This window comes from Kluyvera georgiana ATCC 51603, from assembly GCF_001654985.1.
In the GTDB taxonomy this organism is placed as follows: Bacteria; Pseudomonadota; Gammaproteobacteria; order Enterobacterales; family Enterobacteriaceae; genus Kluyvera; species Kluyvera georgiana.
Genome location: NZ_LXEU01000015.1, coordinates 194,744 through 216,155, shown reverse-complemented (window position 1 = coordinate 216,155; position 21,412 = coordinate 194,744). Strand labels below are relative to the sequence as shown.

At 55.6% G+C, this 21,412-nt stretch carries 20 protein-coding genes; 9 read left to right on the top strand and 11 right to left on the bottom strand.

The genetic code is table 11. The features are described from left to right. Window positions 1-257: 257 nt before the first annotated feature. The gene (gene yghU, locus M989_RS04130) at window positions 258-1,124 is read left to right on the top strand and encodes a glutathione-dependent disulfide-bond oxidoreductase (RefSeq protein WP_064542432.1); all 867 of its coding nucleotides are present in this window, start codon (window positions 258-260) and stop codon (window positions 1,122-1,124) included. Window positions 1,125-1,157: 33 nt separating this feature from the next. Here the strand turns inward: yghU and M989_RS04125 are convergent, their stop codons facing one another. Beyond that, entirely contained in the window at window positions 1,158-1,448 is a 291-nt protein-coding gene (locus tag M989_RS04125) for a DUF2623 family protein (RefSeq protein WP_064542429.1), read from the bottom strand. Window positions 1,449-1,638: 190 nt separating this feature from the next. Between M989_RS04125 and M989_RS04120 the strand changes: the two genes are divergently transcribed. Next, complete coding sequence (locus tag M989_RS04120; protein WP_064542426.1) at window positions 1,639-2,679, top strand: aldo/keto reductase; 1,041 nt, start codon at window positions 1,639-1,641, stop codon at window positions 2,677-2,679. A 104-nt stretch (window positions 2,680-2,783) separates the two neighbouring features. On the opposite strand, the gene M989_RS04115 is transcribed toward M989_RS04120, so the two are convergent. Further along, entirely contained in the window at window positions 2,784-3,278 is a 495-nt protein-coding gene (locus tag M989_RS04115) for a TIGR00645 family protein (RefSeq protein WP_064542423.1), read from the bottom strand. A 70-nt stretch (window positions 3,279-3,348) separates the two neighbouring features. Continuing rightward, complete coding sequence (locus M989_RS04110) at window positions 3,349-3,858, bottom strand: ESA_00282 family adhesion-associated protein (protein ID WP_064542420.1); 510 nt, start codon at window positions 3,856-3,858, stop codon at window positions 3,349-3,351. A gap of 103 nt (window positions 3,859-3,961) precedes the next feature. On the opposite strand from M989_RS04110, the gene M989_RS04105 reads away from it, so the two are divergent. After that, window positions 3,962-4,357, top strand: coding sequence for a hypothetical protein (locus M989_RS04105; protein ID WP_064542417.1), 396 nt, complete (start codon window positions 3,962-3,964; stop codon window positions 4,355-4,357). A 2-nt stretch (window positions 4,358-4,359) separates the two neighbouring features. Next, on the top strand, window positions 4,360-4,803 hold the full coding sequence (locus tag M989_RS04100; protein WP_064542414.1) for a hypothetical protein: 444 nt from the start codon (window positions 4,360-4,362) through the stop codon (window positions 4,801-4,803). Here the strand turns inward: M989_RS04100 and M989_RS04095 are convergent. From M989_RS04095 to exbB, 5 genes are all read right to left on the bottom strand, one after another. Next, complete coding sequence (locus M989_RS04095; RefSeq protein ID WP_064542410.1) at window positions 4,776-6,308, bottom strand: glycoside hydrolase family 43 protein; 1,533 nt, start codon at window positions 6,306-6,308, stop codon at window positions 4,776-4,778. The two genes, M989_RS04100 and M989_RS04095, sit on opposite strands and share 28 nt — an antisense overlap. A gap of 10 nt (window positions 6,309-6,318) precedes the next feature. Further along, window positions 6,319-7,737, bottom strand: coding sequence for a glycoside-pentoside-hexuronide (GPH):cation symporter (locus M989_RS04090; RefSeq protein WP_064542406.1), 1,419 nt, complete (start codon window positions 7,735-7,737; stop codon window positions 6,319-6,321). Between the two features lie 153 nt (window positions 7,738-7,890). After that, entirely contained in the window at window positions 7,891-9,342 is a 1,452-nt protein-coding gene (locus M989_RS04085) for a methyl-accepting chemotaxis protein (RefSeq protein WP_064542402.1), read from the bottom strand. Window positions 9,343-9,574: 232 nt separating this feature from the next. Next, window positions 9,575-10,000: a TonB system transport protein ExbD gene (gene exbD / locus M989_RS04080; protein WP_064542400.1), complete on the bottom strand. Its 426-nt coding sequence runs from the start codon at window positions 9,998-10,000 to the stop codon at window positions 9,575-9,577. A gap of 6 nt (window positions 10,001-10,006) precedes the next feature. Next, entirely contained in the window at window positions 10,007-10,738 is a 732-nt protein-coding gene (gene exbB, locus M989_RS04075) for a tol-pal system-associated acyl-CoA thioesterase (protein WP_064542397.1), read from the bottom strand. A gap of 251 nt (window positions 10,739-10,989) precedes the next feature. Between exbB and metC the strand changes: the two genes are divergently transcribed. Together metC and yghB are read left to right on the top strand one after the other, a co-directional pair. Then, on the top strand, window positions 10,990-12,177 hold the full coding sequence (gene metC / locus M989_RS04070; RefSeq protein ID WP_064542393.1) for a cystathionine beta-lyase: 1,188 nt from the start codon (window positions 10,990-10,992) through the stop codon (window positions 12,175-12,177). 245 nt (window positions 12,178-12,422) lie between these two features. Beyond that, a complete protein-coding gene (gene yghB / locus M989_RS04065) occupies window positions 12,423-13,082 on the top strand; it encodes a DedA family general envelope maintenance protein YghB (protein ID WP_064542390.1) in 660 nt (219 codons plus the stop codon). A 102-nt stretch (window positions 13,083-13,184) separates the two neighbouring features. Here yghB and M989_RS04060 read toward each other — a convergent pair whose 3' ends face one another. Then, window positions 13,185-14,078: an AraC family transcriptional regulator gene (locus M989_RS04060; protein ID WP_064542387.1), complete on the bottom strand. Its 894-nt coding sequence runs from the start codon at window positions 14,076-14,078 to the stop codon at window positions 13,185-13,187. A gap of 193 nt (window positions 14,079-14,271) precedes the next feature. Between M989_RS04060 and yqhD the strand changes: the two genes are divergently transcribed. From yqhD to M989_RS04045, 3 genes are all read left to right on the top strand, one after another. Continuing rightward, on the top strand, window positions 14,272-15,435 hold the full coding sequence (yqhD, locus tag M989_RS04055; RefSeq protein ID WP_064542384.1) for an alcohol dehydrogenase: 1,164 nt from the start codon (window positions 14,272-14,274) through the stop codon (window positions 15,433-15,435). Between the two features lie 204 nt (window positions 15,436-15,639). Next, window positions 15,640-16,467, top strand: a complete 828-nt coding sequence (dkgA, locus tag M989_RS04050) for a 2,5-didehydrogluconate reductase DkgA (RefSeq protein WP_064542381.1) — start codon at window positions 15,640-15,642, stop codon at window positions 16,465-16,467. Between the two features lie 161 nt (window positions 16,468-16,628). Further along, window positions 16,629-17,474: a DUF3828 domain-containing protein gene (locus M989_RS04045; RefSeq protein WP_209438750.1), complete on the top strand. Its 846-nt coding sequence runs from the start codon at window positions 16,629-16,631 to the stop codon at window positions 17,472-17,474. 65 nt (window positions 17,475-17,539) lie between these two features. On the opposite strand, the gene M989_RS04040 is transcribed toward M989_RS04045, so the two are convergent. Beyond that, window positions 17,540-19,759, bottom strand: coding sequence for a YgiQ family radical SAM protein (locus M989_RS04040; protein ID WP_064542373.1), 2,220 nt, complete (start codon window positions 19,757-19,759; stop codon window positions 17,540-17,542). Between the two features lie 206 nt (window positions 19,760-19,965). Next, window positions 19,966-21,378, bottom strand: coding sequence for a cell division protein FtsP (ftsP, locus tag M989_RS04035; RefSeq protein ID WP_064542370.1), 1,413 nt, complete (start codon window positions 21,376-21,378; stop codon window positions 19,966-19,968). Window positions 21,379-21,412 lie beyond the last annotated feature (34 nt).

Below are 21,412 nucleotides of genomic sequence, written 5' to 3'. Positions count from 1 at the left end.
GGCAAGCGAGTGAATCCCGATGAGCTTACTTAAGTAAGTGATTCGGGTGAACGAACGCAGCCAACGCAGAGGCAGCTTGAAGGATGAAGTGTATAAAAGTGGATTAATCATACACCCGTGTATGCGAGGATGACCCATTATCGGGAAAAATATTCATCTGAAAAATGGGCAACAGGTGCGCGAGAGAGGTCCGGATTTTTGCCTGAAGCTGCTAAACTTCACTACCTCAACACATCATCAAAATAAGGCGAGCGATTATGTCAGAGAACACCTATCAGCCCCCCAAAGTCTGGGAATGGAAGCAAAACAACGGCGGCGCATTTGCCAATATCAACCGCCCGATTTCCGGTGCCACTCATGAACAAGCGCTGCCGGTAGGCCAGCATCCCCTCCAGCTCTACTCCCTTGGCACGCCGAACGGCCAGAAAGTCACGATTATGCTCGAAGAGCTGCTGGCGGCTGGCGTCACGGAAGCGGAGTACGACGCGTGGCTCATTCGCATTGGCGAGGGCGATCAGTTCTCCAGCGGCTTTGTGGAAGTGAACCCAAACTCGAAGATTCCGGCGCTGAGCGACCACTCAACCACGCCGCCAACCCGCGTGTTTGAGTCCGGCAATATCCTGCTCTATCTGGCGGAAAAGTTTGGTCATTTCCTGCCCAAAGATCCGGCCGGGCGCACCGAAACGCTGAACTGGCTGTTCTGGCTGCAGGGGTCAGCCCCGTTCCTCGGCGGTGGCTTTGGTCACTTTTATAACTACGCGCCGGTAAAGATTGAGTACGCGATTGACCGCTTCACCATGGAAGCCAAACGTCAACTGGACGTGCTGGACAAACAGCTGGCGCGCGGGCGCTACGTGGCAGGGGAAGAATACACCATCGCCGATATCGCCATCTGGCCATGGTATGGCAACGTGGTGCTCGGCAACGTCTACGGCGCGGCGGAATTCCTTGATGCGGGAAGCTACAAAAACGTGCTGCGCTGGGCGCAGGATATCGCCAGCCGCCCGGGCGTGAAACGCGGTCGTATCGTCAACCGTACCAATGGACCGTTGAATGAGCAACTGCATGAACGTCATGCCGCCAGCGATTTTGACACCAATACGGAAGATAAGCGTCAGCAGTAATGGCTTAATTGACCGGGTGCCTGGCGCCCGGTTTTATTGCCCTTCCAGCCGGTATCCCGCCATAAAGTAGCGAACGGTCGTGCTGGAGTCATGCTCTTTAAAGAAGTCCATCACCATTTCTTTGTCCAGCCCGTAACGCCGCGTCAGAATCCCCGCTTCCCAAGCGCTGAGCTGCCGGTCGCCTGTCCTTTCAAACATTCGGTGCGAAAAGCCCAGCACGAACCCGCGTTTATAGTCGGTGCAAAAACCAATCACCTTTTGCGCGCTATCGGCATAAGGCGCCTGTAGCCCCGCCATCAACCCTTTGCCAAAATGGTTATCCATCAGTGTACCCTCAATCGTTATATATAAAATTATATAGCGAATATTTGAGCGGTGGCTAGCGCTATTTGAACGCTAACCCTAAAGGGGAATCCGCCAGCCAATTCCCGGCAGTGTGATCGCGCGAACGGGCATTCGCGCGCAAAGCAAGTATTCTGGAAACAGCGTTTCAAAAATGAGAGAAGGAGATGTTATGTCCTGGCAAGCAAACCCAGCCCGTTATGAACAGATGCAGTATCGCTACTGTGGCCGCAGCGGTTTACAGCTTCCTGCCCTGTCCCTCGGCCTATGGCACAGTTTTGGTCATATTCACGCGCTAGACGATCAGCGCGCACTGCTGCGGAAAGCCTTTGACTGCGGCATCACTCACTTCGATCTGGCGAATAACTACGGCCCGCCGCCGGGCAGCGCCGAGGAGAACTTTGGCCGCCTGTTACGGGAAGATTTTGCCGGTTATCGCGATGAGCTCATCATCTCGACCAAAGCGGGTTATGACATGTGGTCCGGGCCGTACGGCTCCGGCGGCTCGCGTAAGTATCTGCTGGCCAGTCTCGACCAAAGCCTACAGCGTATGGGGCTGGAGTACGTCGATATCTTTTATTCGCACCGTGTCGATGAGCGCACCCCGATGGAAGAGACCGCCAGCGCGTTAGCTCAGGCGGTGCAGAGCGGTAAGGCGCTGTACGTTGGCATCTCGTCATACTCTTCCGAACGCACCCAGGCGATGGTAGAACTGCTGCGTGAATGGAAAATTCCGCTGCTGATTCATCAACCTTCTTATAATCTGCTCAACCGCTGGGTCGACAAGAGCGGACTGCTGGATACGCTTGAGCGCAACGGCGTGGGCTGTATTGCGTTTACCCCGCTGGCGCAGGGCCTGCTAACCGGAAAATACCTGAACGGGATTCCGGAAGGTTCGCGGATGCAGGTGGAAGGCAAAAAGGCGCGCGGCCTGACGGAAAATATGCTGAGTGAGAGCAACCTGAACAGTCTGCGTTTACTCAACGATATGGCGCAACAGCGCGGGCAGTCAATGGCGCAAATGGCCTTAAGCTGGCTGTTGAAAGACAGCCGCGTGACGTCGGTGCTGATTGGCGCCAGCCGACCGGAGCAAATTGAAGAGAACGTGAAAGCGCTGGAAAATCTGCACTTCTCCCGCGAGGAGCTGGCGCTGATTGATAAGCACGTGGCGGATGGTCAGTTAAATCTGTGGCAGGCGTCGTCGGATAAGTAGGACCGTACCGAAAACGTGAATGGGTAGGCCAGACAAGCGTAGCGCCCTCAGGCACCCCGGCGCATATTGCCGGATGGCGGCGCTGCCTTATCCGGCCTACATTGCTATTTTTTCGCGCGGGTGAGGCTATCGAGGTAACCCATCACAAACGCTGAAAGTACAAAAGTCAGGTGAATAATCACGTACCACATCAGCTTGTTATCCGGGACGTTTTTGGCATCCATAAACACCCGTAACAGGTGAATAGACGAGATAGCCACAATCGAAGCCGCCACTTTGTTTTTCAGCGAGGTGGCGTCCATTTTGCCCAGCCAGTTCAGTTTCTCTTTGTGTTCACTGATATCGAGCTGCGAGACAAAGTTTTCATAGCCGGAGAACATCACCATCACCAGCAGGCCGCCGACCAGCGTCATATCCACCAGCGACAGTAGGGTCAGGATCAGATCGGCTTCCGCCATGCTGAAGATATTCGGCAGCACGTGCAGGATCTCCTGAAAGAACTTCAGGGTTAAGGCCAGCAGCGCCAGCGAGAGGCCAAAATAAACCGGGGCGAGGATCCAGCGCGATGCATACATCGCATTTTCCAGAAAGCGTTCCATAGTGTCCTGTTTTCGAGTCAAATTCGCCCTAGTATATCGCAATCACATAACATCATATCAACACTTCGGCTTACACATCGTGGGGACGAATAAAGGGTCGCTGAAAGTCCGGCCAAACCAACGCCACCAGTTCGGGATAGGCCTCCTGAGCAAACTCCTCGTAGCACCGCTGCAGGCTGAGCACCACCGGGTCGACGTCGGTCACCCGCTCGCCTTTCAGGCAGCGACGTTTAATCTCATCGTAATACTCATAGACGGCGCCGTTGAGATTCCGGCAACGTTCCTGCGCTTCAAACAGGCCCGCCTTTTCTTTTAGCTGATCTGTCGACATACGCTTAATTGTCGATTGAACAAAATCGATATACTCGTGGTTAATACGCCAGTACCAGGAAGGGGTAATCCGGCTCATGAGCCCGGCAAAATGATTTTCGCCTTCGTCTTTGTTCAGCGGCGCGGGGGCCGGAGCGGGAACGGTTTCATTATTGGTATCAGACGGTGCGTTATTTTGACCATACATAAAAAATAAAATAATGACGGTAAGTAACAGCAACACCATCACAAAATAAATAATACCGCTCATGGTTTTCTCCACTTTTTTTGATTTTAAAAGTGCGTCATGTTAATGTCAACGAACCTCACTATAATAAAAAACATTCTCCAGCCATTCGACAGACGACGCCTATATGATAGCTGAAACCCTTATCCCAGCCCGTTTCTGCATCGCCGCTATAGATGCGGAAAACAAGGATACACCGCCAGGCCTGCAGGCTGAGCAGGAGAAAGTCTCGCTCGCGACGTGGCAGGACGAGATATTGATTGGCGGCGGTCAATCGCGTAACCCATTGCTTGAGGAGCGCGATCGTCATATTAAAGACAGATTATATCGCATCGCTAAAATTGAAGCTTTTGCACTTATGCTAAATAACCTGGTCGTTCAGGGGGAGATCTCTGCGCTGGAGTTAAGTCAAATTATGGAGCTAAAAACTCAGGAGATAAATGAGGACGGTAATAAAATCTGGCTTAATTTAATGACCCAGGAAAGAACCGCGCCAATGTTTTATAATCTAACGGATAAGTGAGTATGAAACTTGTCGATGTTAGCGCGACTAATATAGCGTTAAGCCCACAGCTCAGTGATGAGACCATTCTTCAGCGTAATTTGCAGACGTTGCGCGAGGAAAAAAACGCCGAGGGGCGTCGCATTTCCGGCCTTTCCGAACCCATTCCCGCGGCGCTGGTGAAAATGAAGTGGCAACATCGCCGCGAAATCTATGGCTATCAAATTAAAGAAGAGATCTTCGGCTCCGCGCTGTGCGAAGTGATGGCGCGTTACCCCCATCTGCGCGACAAAATCCTGGCGCATACGGAATCCTGCTATCAGCACGTCCTGAACCGGGAGGCCGCAACGCTTGAGATTAGTCGCGGCCTCGCCGATGGTCATTACCGCACGTCCAACGTCATCCTGAAAGTTGAAAAGAACGACGAAAAACGCCCGGATCAGCCGATAATGTCGATGGCAAAGTGATTGAACGAGCAGCTTCCGCGCTGCGCCTGGCTTTCTAACGACACTGCTACCAGCCCCACTTTTGCCCCAACCCACTTCCCTTTGCCCGCGGCGAAAGGCTGAGCCACCCGCTGCCAGTTCGCCTCGCCGCTACGCCAGGCAAAGCGGCAGATGCCGCCGTGAGAAACCTCGACCGACATTGTGCAGGTGGTGCTATCCAGCGTCGCGATGACTTCGCGGCGTTCGCGTACCACGCCCGCATCGCTCATCCAGCCGGTCAGCCACAGCAGCCGAGACTGCCCGTCACGTTTTTCCAGCAGCAGCGCGGCATAACGTTCACCGTAGATAACCAAACCGCCCGCATCGCCGCTGGCTTCAGCATTCAGCGTCAGCGTGGTTTCGGCGCTAAACTGCCAGGCCGGAAATTTTTGCAGCAGCAGGTTGGGCAGCCAATAGAAATGTTGCTTATCTTCGCCGCGGGGTAGTTCGCAGCAGCGGAGATTCAACTGGCCATCGCCCGGCAGCAGCCACCGGGGATCCGGATTAGCCTGCCACTGCCACTGTAGCCCCGGCACGCCTGAGGCAAAGTCATCGTCGGTTTGCGGCAATAATGGGGGTGAAGGCGGTAAGCTCGCCGGACGCGGCCAGCGCATCACCGGTTGCCCGGCGCCGTCATCCCCCAGCGGCTCGCCAATACGCGGCCAACCGTCCTGCTCCCAGCGCATTGGCTGGAGGTGAACGATGCGCCCATACAGATGCGCATCCTGGAAATGGACAAACCAGCATTCGCCGTCATCCAGCTCAACCCAGCCGCCCTGATGTGGACCATTAACCGGGGTATTCCCCTGAAACAGAACGTTTTTCGCTTCCCAGGGGCCGCTCATGCTGCGGGCACGCAGTACCGTTTCCCAGCCGGTTTCGACGCTGCCTGCTGGGGCAAAAATGTAGTACCAGCCGCCGCGCTTGTAGACTTTTGGCCCTTCAAGCGTCGGCTGGTCGCAGCTGCCGTCGTAAATGATCTGCCCTTCACCGCGCAGCGAGGTGCCGTCAGGTGACATGGCGAACAGCTGAAGCTGGTGTTTGATTCCGCTACGGCTATGGGCAAAGGCGTGGACCAGCCAGGCGTCACCGTTGTCATCCCAGAACGGGCAGGGGTCGATCCAGCCTTTCGCGGGCTGCACGCAGTGCGGCGCGCTCCATTCACCCCACGGATCGTCGGTCCGGCACATGAAAATACCTTCATCCGGGGTGCTGAAAAAGACCCACAGCTGATTGCCGTGCCAGCGAATTGACGGTGCCCATACGCCTTTTCCCGGCTGGTACTGGTTGTAACCCGCCAGGGGTAAAGACTGAAAAACATGGTTGATGATCTGCCAGTTAACCAGGTCGGTCGAATGCAGGATCGGCAGCGCGGGCATATGGTTGAAACTCGACGAGACCATAAAAAAGTCGTCGCCGACGCGAACAATATCCGGATCCGAATAGTCGGCGCAGAGGATCGGGTTATGATAATCATGTGAAGTCATCGTCGTTTCCTCAGGCTTTATGTAATACGCCGCTGACGGCTTCAGGTTCGGCCTGCACCGCCGCCTGCTGGCGTGCGGAAAGGTCGCGTTGAATGGTCGCCATAGCGCGGTCGTCCAGCTTATAGAAGCGCGACAGCCACCATAGCACCAGGTACGAGAGCGATGGCCCCAACGTCAGCAGGCCAACGATGCCCATCGTCGCCATCGGTGTTTGTTCGGTGACGCCCGCCTGATAGCCAAACAGCCCCAACGAGAAACCGACGACCGCGCCAGCGACCGCCATACCCATTTTCAGCGCAAACAGGTTGCCGGAGTAGGACAGGCCAGTAATACGGCGGCCAAACTTCCACTCGCCGTAGTCGGCGGCGTTCGCCATCATGTTCCATTTAAACGGTTGATACATCTGATGGAAGAATCCCACAAGGAAGTACAAAGGGAACACGACGGGTAGCCAGGTCGGCGGCACGAAGAACATCACCACACCGACTGCGACCAGCAGCAGGTTAATATTTTTAAACAGCGAAACCGCGCGGTAACGCTTCGCCAGCCAGCCCGCCGCGATGCTGCCGATAATGGTACCGACCACGCTAGTCGAGACAAACGCCGACTTCATCGCCGTCCCGGCCGCAGACTCGACGCCGCCCATCATCAAATAAGTGGCGTAATACAGCGTTGCCGCGCTGCGCATCACCCCTGCCATGCTGGAGAAGAAGGTAATGATCGCCACGACCCGCCACTGATCGTTGGCCAGCAGCGAGCGCAGATCTTCGCGAATGCTACCCTGTTGTTCTACCGCGGGCGCCACGCGTTCTTTAGTAGAGAAGAAACAGAAAGCCAGCATCACAATGGCGATGGCCCCCATAATGCCCATGGTGGCCTGAAAGCCGAACTGCTTATCTTCTTTACCCAGGTAGTCGACCAGAAACAGCGTGGCGACAGAGACCATCAGACCGGCCACGGACGAAATCGTAAAACGATAAGATTGCGCCGACAGGCGATCTTTCTCATCGCGGGTGATCACACCACCCAACGCGCAGTAGGGGATATTGATAAAGGTGTAACACAACATCAGCAAGGTATATGTCAGGTAGGCGTAAACCAGCTTACCGGAAGCGCCAAAATCGGGCGTAGTGAAGGTCATCACCGCCAGCACGGCGTAGGGAATCGCAAACCAGATCAGCCATGGGCGGAAGTGGCCCCAGCGGGTTTTGACCCGGTCAGCGACAATGCCCGTCAGCGGGTCGGTAATCGCATCCAGCACGCGCGTTACGAGGAACATCACCCCCACCGCCGCCGCAGACAAGCCGTAAATATCGGTGTAAAACCAGGTCAAAAACATCGTTACCGAGGAGTAGACAATACCGCAGGCGGCATCGCCCATGCCGTATCCCAGCTTTTCGGTAATAGACAACTTTGTATCGTTTGCCACACTTATATCCTCCTGAATTGAAGTGGTTTCAATGTAGAAGGATGGGATTGGCAATTATATTGTCATTTTTCGTACTGGTATTACGTTTTCTAACAACTGCGAAAGTTATCACACAACTAAATTACTTGTTATACATCTTTCATTTTTGTGACATTACACCAATCTGAACACGGAAATAGCCGATTTCAGTTCACCGGTATGCTGTTGCTGCTGATGCGCAACCTGAATAGTTTGCGCCACGTGCTGCACGTTCTCCTGCACGCTGGCGTCGATATGCGCAATGCTGCCTTTCATCTGTAATACGCTGGCGCGCTGCTGGTCGCTCATTGATGACAACACGTCGACACAGGCCTGTAGGCTGTCGATGTTATTGATGATCGCCGCCATGGTTTTTCCCGCTCTTTCTACTTGCTCAGCGCCCTGATGGGTGCTCTCGACGGAAGCGGCCACCAGCTGGCGAATGTCCCGCGCCGCACCTTCACAGCGCAGCGCCAGGGTACGGACTTCAGCTGCCACCACCGCAAACCCTTTCCCATGAGCACCGGCCCGCGCCGCTTCAACGGAGGCGTTGAGCGACAGAATATTGGTCTGGAAGGCTATACCGTCGATGAGCTCAAGGATACCGCCAATCTTCAGCGATTCATCACGGATGTGCGACATGGACGCCATGGCAGAACGGATATTCTCCCCCCCTTCCCGCGCCACAGCGCTGGCCTGCCCGGCGAGTTCGCGCGCTTCGCTGGCCTTTTCACTGGTTAACGATGCCGCACCGGCAAGCTGCTCCATGGCGCTGGCGGTGACCGCTAACGACCGCGCCTGGCTGTCGGTGCGTTCGGAGAGCGCGGTGTTACGTTGCAGTAGCGTCTGTGAGGCATCCAGTAGTTGCGATACATTACCGCTGACCTGCTCAAGCGTGTTACGCATGGCATCCAGCGTCAGGCTAAAAGTTTTCGCAAAGGGTGAGCGGCTGGTTTTGGTGTCGCGCTCCAGCGTCAGGTAGCCCGACTCGCGGTTAATGACCGCCGCCAGCTTCGCAACCTCGCTGGCCGACCGTGCATCCTGCTCCATCCGTACCGCCAGGAAGACCAGGAATACCGTCTGCGCCACGACGTACACCGCGTGCATAATCACCATATGCAGACCGGCGTGCATAAACACGGTGATATTAAACAACCCGTATTCCTGTAAATAATTAAATACCAGGTGGTGAACGGCAATCACCCCCGCGCCCATAATTAATGGCCGCCAGTCGCGCCAGGCGAGCAGCGCAGACAGCAAAACAAATACCGAAAAATGATATTCGGTCTCGCCGCCGCCAAGCTGAATCAGCAGTGCGGAATAGGCCATTAGAATAAACGCATAAACTAAGCGAGTGATGAGTTTGCCCGCAAAAATCAGCGTCATCAAGGTGGCAAGTCCCGCCAGAATCGTCGCCACCAGCAGTGCCAGACTGGGGTTATCATTCATCCAACCCACTCCCAGCGAAACGCCCCACATCACCCAGGCCAGCACCAATAATAGCCGGTCTGCTCTTTGGCGAATTGAGGATAACGAGATCAGGTCGCGATGCGAACCTTCAGCTTGTCGCAATGCTATTATGGCCATGATATTTTCCGCCCGCTGTAGATATATATTATTGTTAGCGTTCAGAATTAAGCGTAGGAAGGTTATTTAAGACTAGCCACTCTCATATTTAAATTATATTGCTACATTTAAGCGCCACTAAATATTATTTAAATAGTTTTGGATATAACTCGCTGAAACAGGACTTAAGATAAATATGATATTACTTAGGGAAGAATAACGGATGGCGCTGAATGCGCCATCCGGGATGAGATTATTTTTTCGCGACGGTCTCTTCACCAACCAGCCCAATCTTCAGATAGCCAGCCTGATGCAGCGTATCCATCACCTTCATCATCGTTTCATAGTCCACCGTTTTATCGGCACGGAAGAAGATGGTGGTGTCTTTCTTGCCTTCCGTCAGCGCATCCAGCGCCGGCACCATGCTGTCATCGGTAATAGGGTCGTTACCGAGGAACATCGATTTATCCGCTTTCACCGACAGGTAGACCGGTTTTTCCGGGCGCGGCTGCGGCTGGCTGGAGGAGGCCGGCAGATTGACTTTAACATCAACCGTCGCCAGCGGCGCGGCGACCATAAAGATAATCAACAGAACCAACATGACGTCGATAAACGGCGTCACGTTGATTTCATGCATTTCGCCGGTATCGTCCAGATTTTCATTAAGACGCATTGCCATAGGGCATTAACCTACTCGTAATTTCTGGGCGGTACGAACCGGATGCACGCCGCTGGCGCTCAGATCCAGATCGCGACTCTGCAGCAGCAGAACCTGCGCTGCCACATCGCTCAGGTTAGCCTTGAAGCCACCGATGAGGCGCGCGAAGACGTTATAGATGACCACCGCCGGAATCGCGGCGAAAAGGCCAATTGCCGTTGCCAGCAGAGCTTCTGCGATACCTGGCGCAACAACGGCCAGATTCGTGGTTTGCGTCTGGGCGATACCGATAAAGCTGTTCATGATGCCCCACACGGTACCGAACAGGCCGACGAACGGAGAGATAGCGCCGATGGTCGCCAGGAAACCGTTACCCCGTCCCATATGACGGCCTACCGCCGCCACGCGACGCTCCAGGCGGAAACCGGTACGTTCTTTAATCCCTTCGTTATCTTCCGAACCCGCAGAGAGCTCCAGTTCGTTCTGCGCTTCGTTGATTAACTGGCTGCTCAGGCTCTGCGCGTCAAACGCGGCGGCCGTTTCGTGCGCCTGATTGAGGGAACGCGCGTCCGCTAACAGTTTCTGCTCGCGCTTGAGGCGGCGCTTATGAGAAAGGAGCTCAGCCCCTTTACTGAAGAAAATTGCCCAGGTGATGACGGATGCCAGTATCAAGCCAATCATGACCACTTTAACCACGATGTCGGCATGATGATACATACCCCAAACGGAGAGATCCGCCTGCATCAAATTATTACCCACTGTGTATCTCCAGGACGTAAATCACAAAATCTGAGGACAATAATATCAAAACAACGTCGAATTGATAGTAGTTCTCATTAGTATTTACATATTGACTTAAATCACACTTACTTTCCTTGCGCTTACGCAGTAAAAAAGTTTTCTGCACGGTTTTTGGCAAAATTTTCTGCTGTATGTGCAAGGAACGCTACATCGCTGAGGCAATCGTGATAGTTTAGACGTCCAGACGTATAAAAACAGGTATATCCAACATGGCAGACAAGCACCTCGATACCGCGCTGGTTAACGCCGGACGCAGCAAAAAATATACCCAGGGATCGGTGAACAGCGTGATTCAACGCGCCTCATCGCTGGTTTTTGACACGGTCGCCGCCAAGAAGCATGCGACCCACAACCGCGCTAACGGCGAGCTGTTTTATGGCCGTCGCGGCACGCTAACCCACTTTTCGCTGCAGGAAGCCATGTGCGAACTGGAAGGCGGCGCCGGCTGTGCCCTCTTCCCCTGCGGCGCGGCGGCGGTGGCAAATACTATCCTCGCCTTCGTTGAACAGGGCGACCACGTGCTGATGACCAACACCGCTTACGAACCGAGCCAGGATTTTTGCACCAAAATTCTCAGTAAGCTTGGCGTCGCCACCAGCTGGTTCGATCCCATGATTGGCGCTGAAATTGCGAACCTGATTCAGCCGAACACCAGAATCGTGTTCCTCGAATCTCCGGGTTCCATCACCATGGAAGTTCACGACATCCCGGCGATCGTCGCCGCCGTTCGCAGCATCGCTCCTGAAGCCATCATCATGATCGACAACACCTGGGCGGCAGGCGTGCTGTTTAAAGCGCTGGATTTTGGCATCGATATTTCGATTCAGGCGGGCACCAAGTACCTGATTGGCCACTCAGATGCCATGGTCGGCACGGCGGTATCGAACGAGCGCTGCTGGGCACAACTGCGTGAGAACGCCTATTTGATGGGGCAGATGCTCGACGCCGACACGGCCTATATGACCAGCCGCGGCCTGCGTACGCTCGGCGTGCGTCTGCGTCAGCACCATGAAAGCAGCCTGAAAGTCGCCGAATGGCTGGCGCAACAGCCGCAGGTGGCGCGCGTCAATCATCCGGCGTTACCGGGCAGCAAAGGGCATGAATTCTGGAAGCGCGACTTCACCGGCAGCAGCGGTCTGTTCTCCTTCGTACTGAACAAACGCCTGAATAATGACGAGTTGGCAAACTACCTCGACCACTTCTCGCTGTTCAGCATGGCTTATTCCTGGGGCGGATTCGAATCGCTGATTCTGGCTAATCAGCCGGAAGAGCTGGCCAGCATTCGTCCAGACGGGGTGATTGATTTTGAAGGTACGCTGATCCGCCTGCACATCGGTTTGGAAAACGTTGACGATCTGATTGCGGATTTAGCGGCAGGATTCGCCCGCATCGTGTAACATAGCCCAAGCCCGGTACGGTCAGTGCCGGGTGGGTTAGCAATATTTTTGGCGCGTCCAGCGGAGGCGCCACCGATGTTGAGAACAGTCGGTTCCCGAGTTCACATCGCCGCCAGGCGTAAACCTATGTCACCCGGTTGTCAGCCAGACTGAACAATGCGGCTTCATTTGTTGCGTCCGGGATCAAGGTGTTCTTCAGAATTCGGGCGTACAATAAGTGAAAACGCTGTTCCACAGGAATGTCCATGGTCGTTATTCAAGATATTGTCGCCGCGCTTTGGCAGCACGATTTTGCTGCACTGGCGAATCCGCACGTCGTGGGGATCGTTTATCTGGTCATGTTTGCTACGCTGTTTCTGGAAAACGGCCTGCTCCCCGCATCATTTTTACCCGGCGATAGCCTGCTGCTATTGGCAGGGGCGCTCATCGCCAAGGGCGTAATGGGCTACGTCCCTACCCTCGTCATTCTGACGACGGCCGCCAGCCTTGGCTGCTGGCTGAGCTATATTCAGGGGCGCTGGTTGGGCAACACTAACGTCGTGAAAGGTTGGCTGGCACAGCTGCCGGATAAATACCACCAGCGCGCGACCTGCATGTTTGACCGTCACGGGCTGCTTGCATTGCTTGCGGGTCGCTTCCTGGCGTTCGTGCGTACGCTGCTGCCAACGATGGCGGGAATTTCCGGTCTGCCTAACCGTCGCTTCCAGTTATTTAACTGGCTGAGCGCGCTGCTGTGGGTTGGCGTGGTCACCGGCTTTGGCTATGCCATCAGCATGATTCCATTCGTGAAACGTCATGAAGATCAGGTGATGACCTTCCTGATGGTTCTGCCGATCTTCCTGCTGGTTGCCGGGCTGCTCGGCACGGTAATTGTGGTGATTAAGAAAAAATACTGCGACGCCTGATGGCGGCGCCTTGCCATCTGTAGGCCGGATAAGGCGTTTATGCCGCATCCGGCAATGTGCGGCAGCGTTGCCTGATGGCGCTACGCTTATCAGGCCTACCCGTTACATTCCGCGCAGTCTTGCCGCATCCTCGCCCGGCGTCAGGCCAAAAAACCGTTTAAACTCTCGACTGAACTGCGACGCGCTCTCGTAGCCCACCTGCATCGCCGCCGCGCTGGCTTTCAGGCCGTCGTGCGCCATCATCATCCGAGCTTTGTGCAGCCGATAGGCTTTCAAATATTGCAGCGGCGAAGTACTGGTTACCGACTTAAAATTATGGTGGAACGCCGACAGGCTCATATTGGCCTCGGCGGCCAGCTGATCGACGCTCAGCGTTTCGCTGTACTGGCTCTCAATCCGCTTGAGCACGCGGCTAATCTGGCTGAAGTGGGTCTGGCGGCTTACCAGCGCCATCAGCGCGCCGCCGCGCGGCCCGGTGAGCACGTGGTAGAGCATTTCGCGGATAATTTGCTTGCCGAGAATACGGGCATCCAGCGGCCGTTCCATCACGTCCAGCAGACGTTCGGCAGCGCAAAGGATCTCTTCGGACAACGTCGCCGCGTTAATCCCGCTTTCCGCCATCGCCGGGCGGAACAGCGGGTCTTCACCGATATCCATGAGCAATTCCTGGAGCTGGAAAATATCGACGTCGAGACGCAATCCGGCCAACGGGGCCTCAGCGGTGGCAAAAGTTTCACATTCGAAGGGTAAAGGTACGGTGAGCAGCAGATATTCATTGGCATCGTAGCGAAAGGTACGATCGTTGATATAGCCAATTTTATAGCCGGAAAAGAGAAACACGATGCCCGGTCGGTACATGACCGGCGTGCGGCCACTGGGCTGGCTGCCGTAGATCAGCTGGATGTCGGGCAGCAGGGTACGCAGGTTTTGTTCGTTATTTTTCAGCTGCTTAATTTTTTCTGTCAGCAGCGCACAGATCGCTTCACGGTTCTTCAACGAAGGCTCCAGATACCTTTTTTCACGCTCTCATTGTGGCCGTGATTAACGTGATTCTCCAGCCTTATGGAGAAATGGGCAAGACAAACGCAGAAATGTGCATTGAGAGGTACGGCAACGAGGACCACAATGATGTCATTCGGCGACGACCTTCGCCGCCTTGTTTTTCCATCCACCAAGAAGGGAACGAGCAATGTTTAATTTTGATCTTCACACCCCGACCCGTATTCTGTTCGGTAAAGGCGCTATCGAAAATCTGCGCGCTCAGATCCCCGCTGACGCTCGCGTGCTGATCACCTACGGCGGCGGCAGCGTGAAAAAAACCGGCGTGCTGGACCAGGTACTGACCGCACTGAAGGGGCTGGACGTGCTGGAATTTGGCGGTATTGAGCCAAACCCGTCCTATGAAACGCTGATGAACGCGGTGAAAATTGCCCGCGAACAGAAAGTGACCTTCCTGCTGGCGGTCGGCGGCGGTTCCGTCCTGGACGGCACAAAATTTATCGCTGCGGCAGCGCACTATGATGCAAGCATCGACCCGTGGGAAATCCTCGAGACCTACGGCAGCAACGTTAACAGCGCCATCCCGATGGGTTCCGTTCTGACTCTGCCAGCAACCGGCTCCGAGTCGAACAAAGGCGCGGTCATCTCCCGTAAAACCACCGGCGACAAGCGTGCCTTTATGTCTTCGCACGTCCAGCCGCAGTTTGCCATTCTTGACCCGGTTTACACCTACACTCTGCCGCCGCGTCAGGTCGCGAACGGCGTGGTTGATGCCTTCGTGCATACCGTTGAGCAGTACGTCACCTATCCGGTTGACGGCAAAATTCAGGACCGTTTCGCCGAAGGCATTCTGCTGACGCTGGTTGAAGAAGGCCCGAAAGCGCTGAAAGATCCGGAAAACTACGACGTGCGCGCCAACATTATGTGGGCGGCGACTCAGGCGCTGAACGGCCTGATTGGCGCAGGCGTACCGCAGGACTGGGCAACCCATATGCTGGGCCACGAACTGACCGCCATGCACGGGCTGGATCACGCCCAAACGCTGGCTATCGTTCTGCCTGCACTGTGGAATGAAAAACGCGAAACCAAGCGCGCAAAACTGCTGCAATACGCTGAACGCGTCTGGAACATTACCGAAGGTTCTGACGATGCGCGTATCGACGCCGCTATCGCCGCAACCCGCAGTTTCTTCGAACAAATGGGCGTGCCGACTCGCCTGTCCGACTACGGTCTGGACGGCAGTTCCATTCCGGCGCTGCTGAAAAAACTCGAAGAGCACGGTATGACCAAACTGGGTGAAAATCAGGATATTACCCTTGAAGTGAGCCGCCGTATTTACGAAGCAGCCCGTTAAGCCCTTCCTCACTTTTTGCTCTAAGCATGTCGAGCACACCCCAGAAGCTTACCCCCGTAAGTGGCTGGGGTGAGCTGACGCAGACAGCGCATCTGTAGCTTGAAAGGCGACGAGCAAGCTTTCGTTTTTGCATATTTCGACCAGACTTAATCATACAAATCTTATCGGGGCATGCCCCAATAAGCTGATGAAAAGGAGAAATGCATGACACATCCAACCGTGATTAAACTGCACGATGGCAATGTAATGCCGCAGCTGGGCCTGGGCGTATGGCAGGCCAGTAATGAAGAAGTGGTTACCGCAATCCACAAAGCGATTGAGGTCGGCTACCGTTCTATTGATACTGCCGCCGCCTACAAGAACGAGTCGGGCGTGGGCAAAGCCATTCACAGCGCGGGCGTGGCGCGTGAGGATCTGTTCATCACCAGCAAGCTGTGGAATGACTCCCATCTGCGCGCCGCCGACGCGCTGCAGGAGAGCCTGGAACATTTACAGCTGGACTACCTCGATCTGTATCTGATCCACTGGCCGGTCCCCGCCTCTGACCACTATATTGCGGCCTGGAAAGCGCTGATTGAACTGCAAAAACAGGGGCTGGTGAAGAGCATCGGCGTGTGTAACTTCCAGGTTCCACATCTGCAACGACTGATTGATGAAACCGGCGTGGCGCCGGTGATTAACCAGATTGAACTGCATCCGCTGATGCAACAACGTCAGCTGAACGCGTGGAACGCTACCCACAAGATTCAGACCGAATCCTGGAGCCCGCTGGCGCAGGGTGGCGAAGGCGTTTTCGATCAGAAAATCATCCGTCATCTTGCCGACAAATACGGCAAAAGCCCGGCGCAAATTGTGATTCGCTGGCACCTCGACAGTGGTCTGGTGGTCATTCCGAAGTCGGTCACGCCATCACGCATCGCCGAGAACTTCGACGTCTGGGATTTCCGCCTGGATAAAGACGAACTGAGCGACATTGCGACCCTGGATAAGGGCAAGCGGTTAGGGCCGGATCCGGACCAGTTCGGCGGTTAACCACTCAAGCCCGGCAATCGTCGGGCTTTTTTCAGAAATCATCAATACCTTTCCCTCACCGCGTCTTGATAACCTTGCGACAATCGCTCTTCTTACGGGACGTCGCTATGAAATATCTCCTCGCAGGGTCATTGTGCTTCATCTTCTCCACATTCAGTTCTGTGACCTCTGCAACGGACTCCCTTGAATACACCATCCGACAGATTTATCAGCCTTATATCGAAAGCACTCCCGTCGCCACGTTTGGCGGCGCAATGGTCTCAGCCCGAATGGGCCAGGCGCTAACGCTGGATGAACGTTTAACGCTGCCGGGAGATATGGGCTGGCTGGGTTACGACCCCATCTGCAACTGCCAGGATTTTGACAATCTGGTGCTGGAGAACGTCGCGATTACCCGCAAAGATGCCTCTCATGCAGAGGCCACCGTACGCTTTCGCCCCTTTCGCGATCGGAGTGAAAGCGTCACGCAAACGCTGAGCATGATGATGGAAAACCACCGCTGGGTTATTGACGACATTATCAGCGAGCAGGATAGCCTGTACCAGCAGCTCAACGCCAGCAACCAGCAAACCCTCGCCGCGTTGTCGGCGTTGCAGAGACCGCGCCCTGAAGATTTCATCCGTACGTTGTACCAGCATATTGACGATAATACCTGGCCGTGGACATGGATGGTTTCACCCGATTATGACCAGGTGATTAATGCCTATCAGCACGCGGTCTCCCGCCAGGACGCAGACAGAAGCAGCGATGGATTGCTTTATCACAATCCGCTTTGTGACTGTATTGCAACTCAGCCTGTCAGGCTCAATACGCTGAATGTAATGGAAAGCACCCTTCATCGGGCTCGCGTGCAGGTTAACGTGACAATAGGTAAAACAGCATTCACTCAGGAGATCGTCTTACAGCGCATTGAGGATGAGTGGAAAATCGCTGACGTTATTCGCAGGCAGGACGGTAGCCTGATGGCGAAAATGCGGGCCGCGACGGCACGCATAGAACAGCAATAGCGTTAACGCTAATCCACCAGGGTGATGAACTTCCCGGCAGCATTAATGCTGCCGGGATGACTTTCTTAACGACCCACCGTCGTTTTAGCGCGCTTCTTCGCACCGGCATTAACCAGACGAGACGGCGCAGCAGGCGCTTTCTTTGCTCCCGTCGGCGTCTGGCGCTGGTGCGCCACCGGCGTATGCTTGGTGAGCGCCGGGCGGGTGTTGCGGTTCTGACGACGCGCTTCGCGCATTTCATCGATGGTCGGTGCCGGCACCAGGCAGTCGCGACGGCTGCCGATCAGGTGCTTTTTGCCCATTGCTTCCAGCGCGGTACGTATCAGCGGCCAGTTTGCCGGATCGTGGTAGCGCAGCAGCGCTTTGTGCAGACGGCGTTGCTTATCCCCCTTTGGAATCACCACGTCTTCACTCTTATAGCCAATCTTACCCAGCGGGTTTTTGCCGGTGTAGTACATGGTGGTTGAGTTCGCCAGCGGTGACGGATAGAAGTTCTGCACCTGATCCAGGCGGAAGCGGTGCTGCTTGAGCCACAGCGCCAGATTCACCATATCTTCGTCGCGCGTCCCCGGGTGTGCGGAGATAAAGTACGGAATCAGATACTGCTCTTTACCCGCCTGCTTCGAGTAGGTGTCGAACAGCTCTTTAAAGCGGTGATAGCTGCCCATTCCCGGCTTCATCATCTTCGACAGCGGCCCTTCCTCGGTGTGCTCCGGCGCAATCTTCAGGTAGCCGCCGACGTGGTGCGTCGCCAGCTCTTTGATATAGCGCGGATCTTCCACCGCCAGGTCGTAACGCACCCCGGAGGCAATCAGGATTTTCTTGATGCCTTTCAGGTCACGGGCGCGGCGATACAGGTTGATGGTCGGCGTGTGGTCGGTATCCATATGCGGACAGATTTCCGGATACACGCAGGAGAGGCGGCGGCAGGTTTGCTCGGCGCGCGGTGATTTACAGCGCAACATATACATGTTGGCCGTTGGGCCGCCCAGATCGGAGATAATGCCGGTAAAGCCGGGAACCGTGTCGCGAATAGCTTCGATCTCATTGATGATCGAATCTTCCGAACGACTCTGAATAATGCGCCCTTCGTGCTCGGTAATCGAGCAGAAGGAACAGCCGCCAAAGCAGCCGCGCATGATGTTAATCGAGAAGCGGATCATCTCATACGCCGGAATACGCGCTTTGCCGTATGACGGATGCGGCACGCGCTGGTACGGCAGGGCAAATACGCTGTCCATCTCTTCGGTCGAGAGCGGAATAGCCGGCGGGTTGATCCAGATATAGCGATCGCCCTGCTTCTGCATCAGCGCGCGGGCGCTGCCCGGGTTGGTTTCATGGTGCAGAATGCGCGAGGCATGCGCGTACAGCACCTTGTCGCCCTTCACTTTCTCAAAAGACGGCAGCAGCACGTAGGTTTTTTCCCATGGCTTCGGGCGCGGCGGCTGTACGGTGATGGCTCTGGCTTCCTGCTTTTTCGGCGCGACGGGTTTGTTGTCGGCGCACGGCAGATCTTCGCCATACGGGTGCGGAATCGGGTCGATTTTCCCCGGGGTGTCGATGCGGGTAGAGTCGACGCCGGACCAGCCCGGCAGCGCTTCTTTGACAATAATCGCCGTATTACGCACGTCGCGAATTTCAGTAATCTTTTCACCCTGCGCCAGACGGTGCGCCACTTCCACCAGCGGACGTTCGCCGTTGCCGAACATCAGCATGTCAGCTTTGGCGTCAATCAGCACCGAACGACGCACGGTATCCGACCAGTAATCATAGTGCGCGGTACGACGCAGGCTGGCTTCGATGCCGCCGAGAATCACCGGCACATCTTTCCACGCCTCTTTACAGCGCTGGGTATAGACCAGCGTCGCGCGATCCGGGCGCTTGCCCGCCACGTTGTCCGGTGTGTAGGCATCGTCGTGACGCAGCTTACGGTCGGCGGTATAGCGGTTAATCATCGAGTCCATATTGCCGGCGGTCACGCCGAAGAACAGATTCGGTTTACCCAGACGCATAAAGTCGTCTTTGCTGTTCCAGTCAGGCTGGGCGATGATCCCCACGCGGAAGCCCTGCGCTTCCAGCATACGGCCACAGATCGCCATGCCGAAGCTCGGATGGTCGACATAGGCGTCGCCGGTTACCAGAATGATGTCGCAGCTATCCCAGCCAAGTTGATCCATCTCTTCACGTGACATCGGCAAAAACGGTGCCGGCCCAAAGCAGGCGGCCCAGTACTGCGGCCAGGAGAAAAGGTCGCGATCCGGTTGGATCAGGGAGATAGCGCTCATATTGCTTCCAAAAGAATTGGCAAAAAAATAATCAAAGGTCGGGGATTATAAGCCCGATTGTCCTATGAATGAAGCGGGAATTTTTAACGCGGTGCGGGTCCCGGCGCTCGGCCGGGCTACAGTAGGCCTGATAAGCGTAGCGCCATCAGGCAATTCGGCGCACATTGCCGGATGGCGGCGTACACGCCTTATCCGGCCTACTAATACTACGGAGCCGGGTTGACCAAAATCTGTCCGATAGAACCGCGGTCTGCCAGTTCCAGCGTTTGGCTGACGTACTGGAACGGGAAGTGCGGCCACGACGGCTGGCCATAATAAACCAGCAGCTCGACCTGACCGTCAACCCAGACGGTATCTTTCCAGCCGCGATCCTCCGGCAACGGCATCGCGCCGTTAACGTTACGGATCTGGAACATCACCCCTTCAATATGGAACGACTGCGGCGCGTCGGCGCGAACCGTCCAGCGCTCCCAGGTGCCCTGCTGCGCGGTAATATCGATACGCTGCGGGTCCCACAGCTGACCGTTGATGCCAGGATCGTCGCTCAACTGGATATCGCGACTGCGAATCGGCGTACCGCTGAGGATTTCCGTCGGCAGGATGCGCATCGGTAAGTTATCGGTCACTAACGGCAGCAGCCCCGTCGGACGAAGGGTCAGTACCAGCGTAGAAACCAGAATGCTCGACGGCTCGAAGAAGCCGCGGATACGATCCATGATGCTGGCGGACTCACCGCAGGTAATAGACACTTCATCGCCGTTGGTCATATCCACCAACACTTCCCGGCGCTCACCCGGTGCCAGCGACAGCTGAGTGGTGGAGACCGGCGCGGGTAAGAAACCCTGATCGCTGGAGATGACGTGCAGCGCGCGGCCATCGCTCATGCGCAGCATATAGCGGCGCGAGTTAGAGGCATTCAGCAGGCGCAGGCGTACCCAGCCGCGGGAAACTTCCACATAAGGCCCCTGCACGCCGTTCACCAGCAGCGTATCGCCGACGAAGCCACCGCTGCCCGGTTCTTCGTAGACCGGCGTACCAAAGTTATCCAGACGTTTGTCCTGAATGATGACAGGGAAGTCGTCCACACCGTAATGGTTAGGGAAAGGTAAGGACTTACTAACTTCATCTTCGATCAGCCACATACCCGCGAGGCCGTTATAGACCTGCTGAGCCATGTGGTTCGGCGTATTGGCCTGATACCACAGCGTGGCGGCGCTCTGACGAATTGGCAACACCGGCGCCCAGTCGGCGTTCGGCGTCATCATCCGCGCCGCGCCGCCGATCAGCGGCCCCGGCACCTGCAGACCGCGTACGGTCATCGCGACGTTTTCGGTGAGTCGGTTACTGTAGATAAGCTTAACGTCATCGCCGCTCCAGACGCGGATCGTCGGCCCCAGATAGCGACCGTTGACGCCCCATACCGGCGCCCGAGTGCCCTGAGTGAACGACCAGTGCGCGCGCTGTAGCGTTAAGAACAGCGGCTGTCCGCGACGCGACTCCAGCAGCGGAGGCACCGGCAGCACGGGTTGTTTCCCTGCGGCCTGCGCCCTCAGCGGCACCGCGCCTGCACAAAGCGCAACGCCCGAAGCCTGAATAAACTGACGCCGACTGAGTGACATATAAGCTCCATCAAAACTGACAAATCAAAAGTGG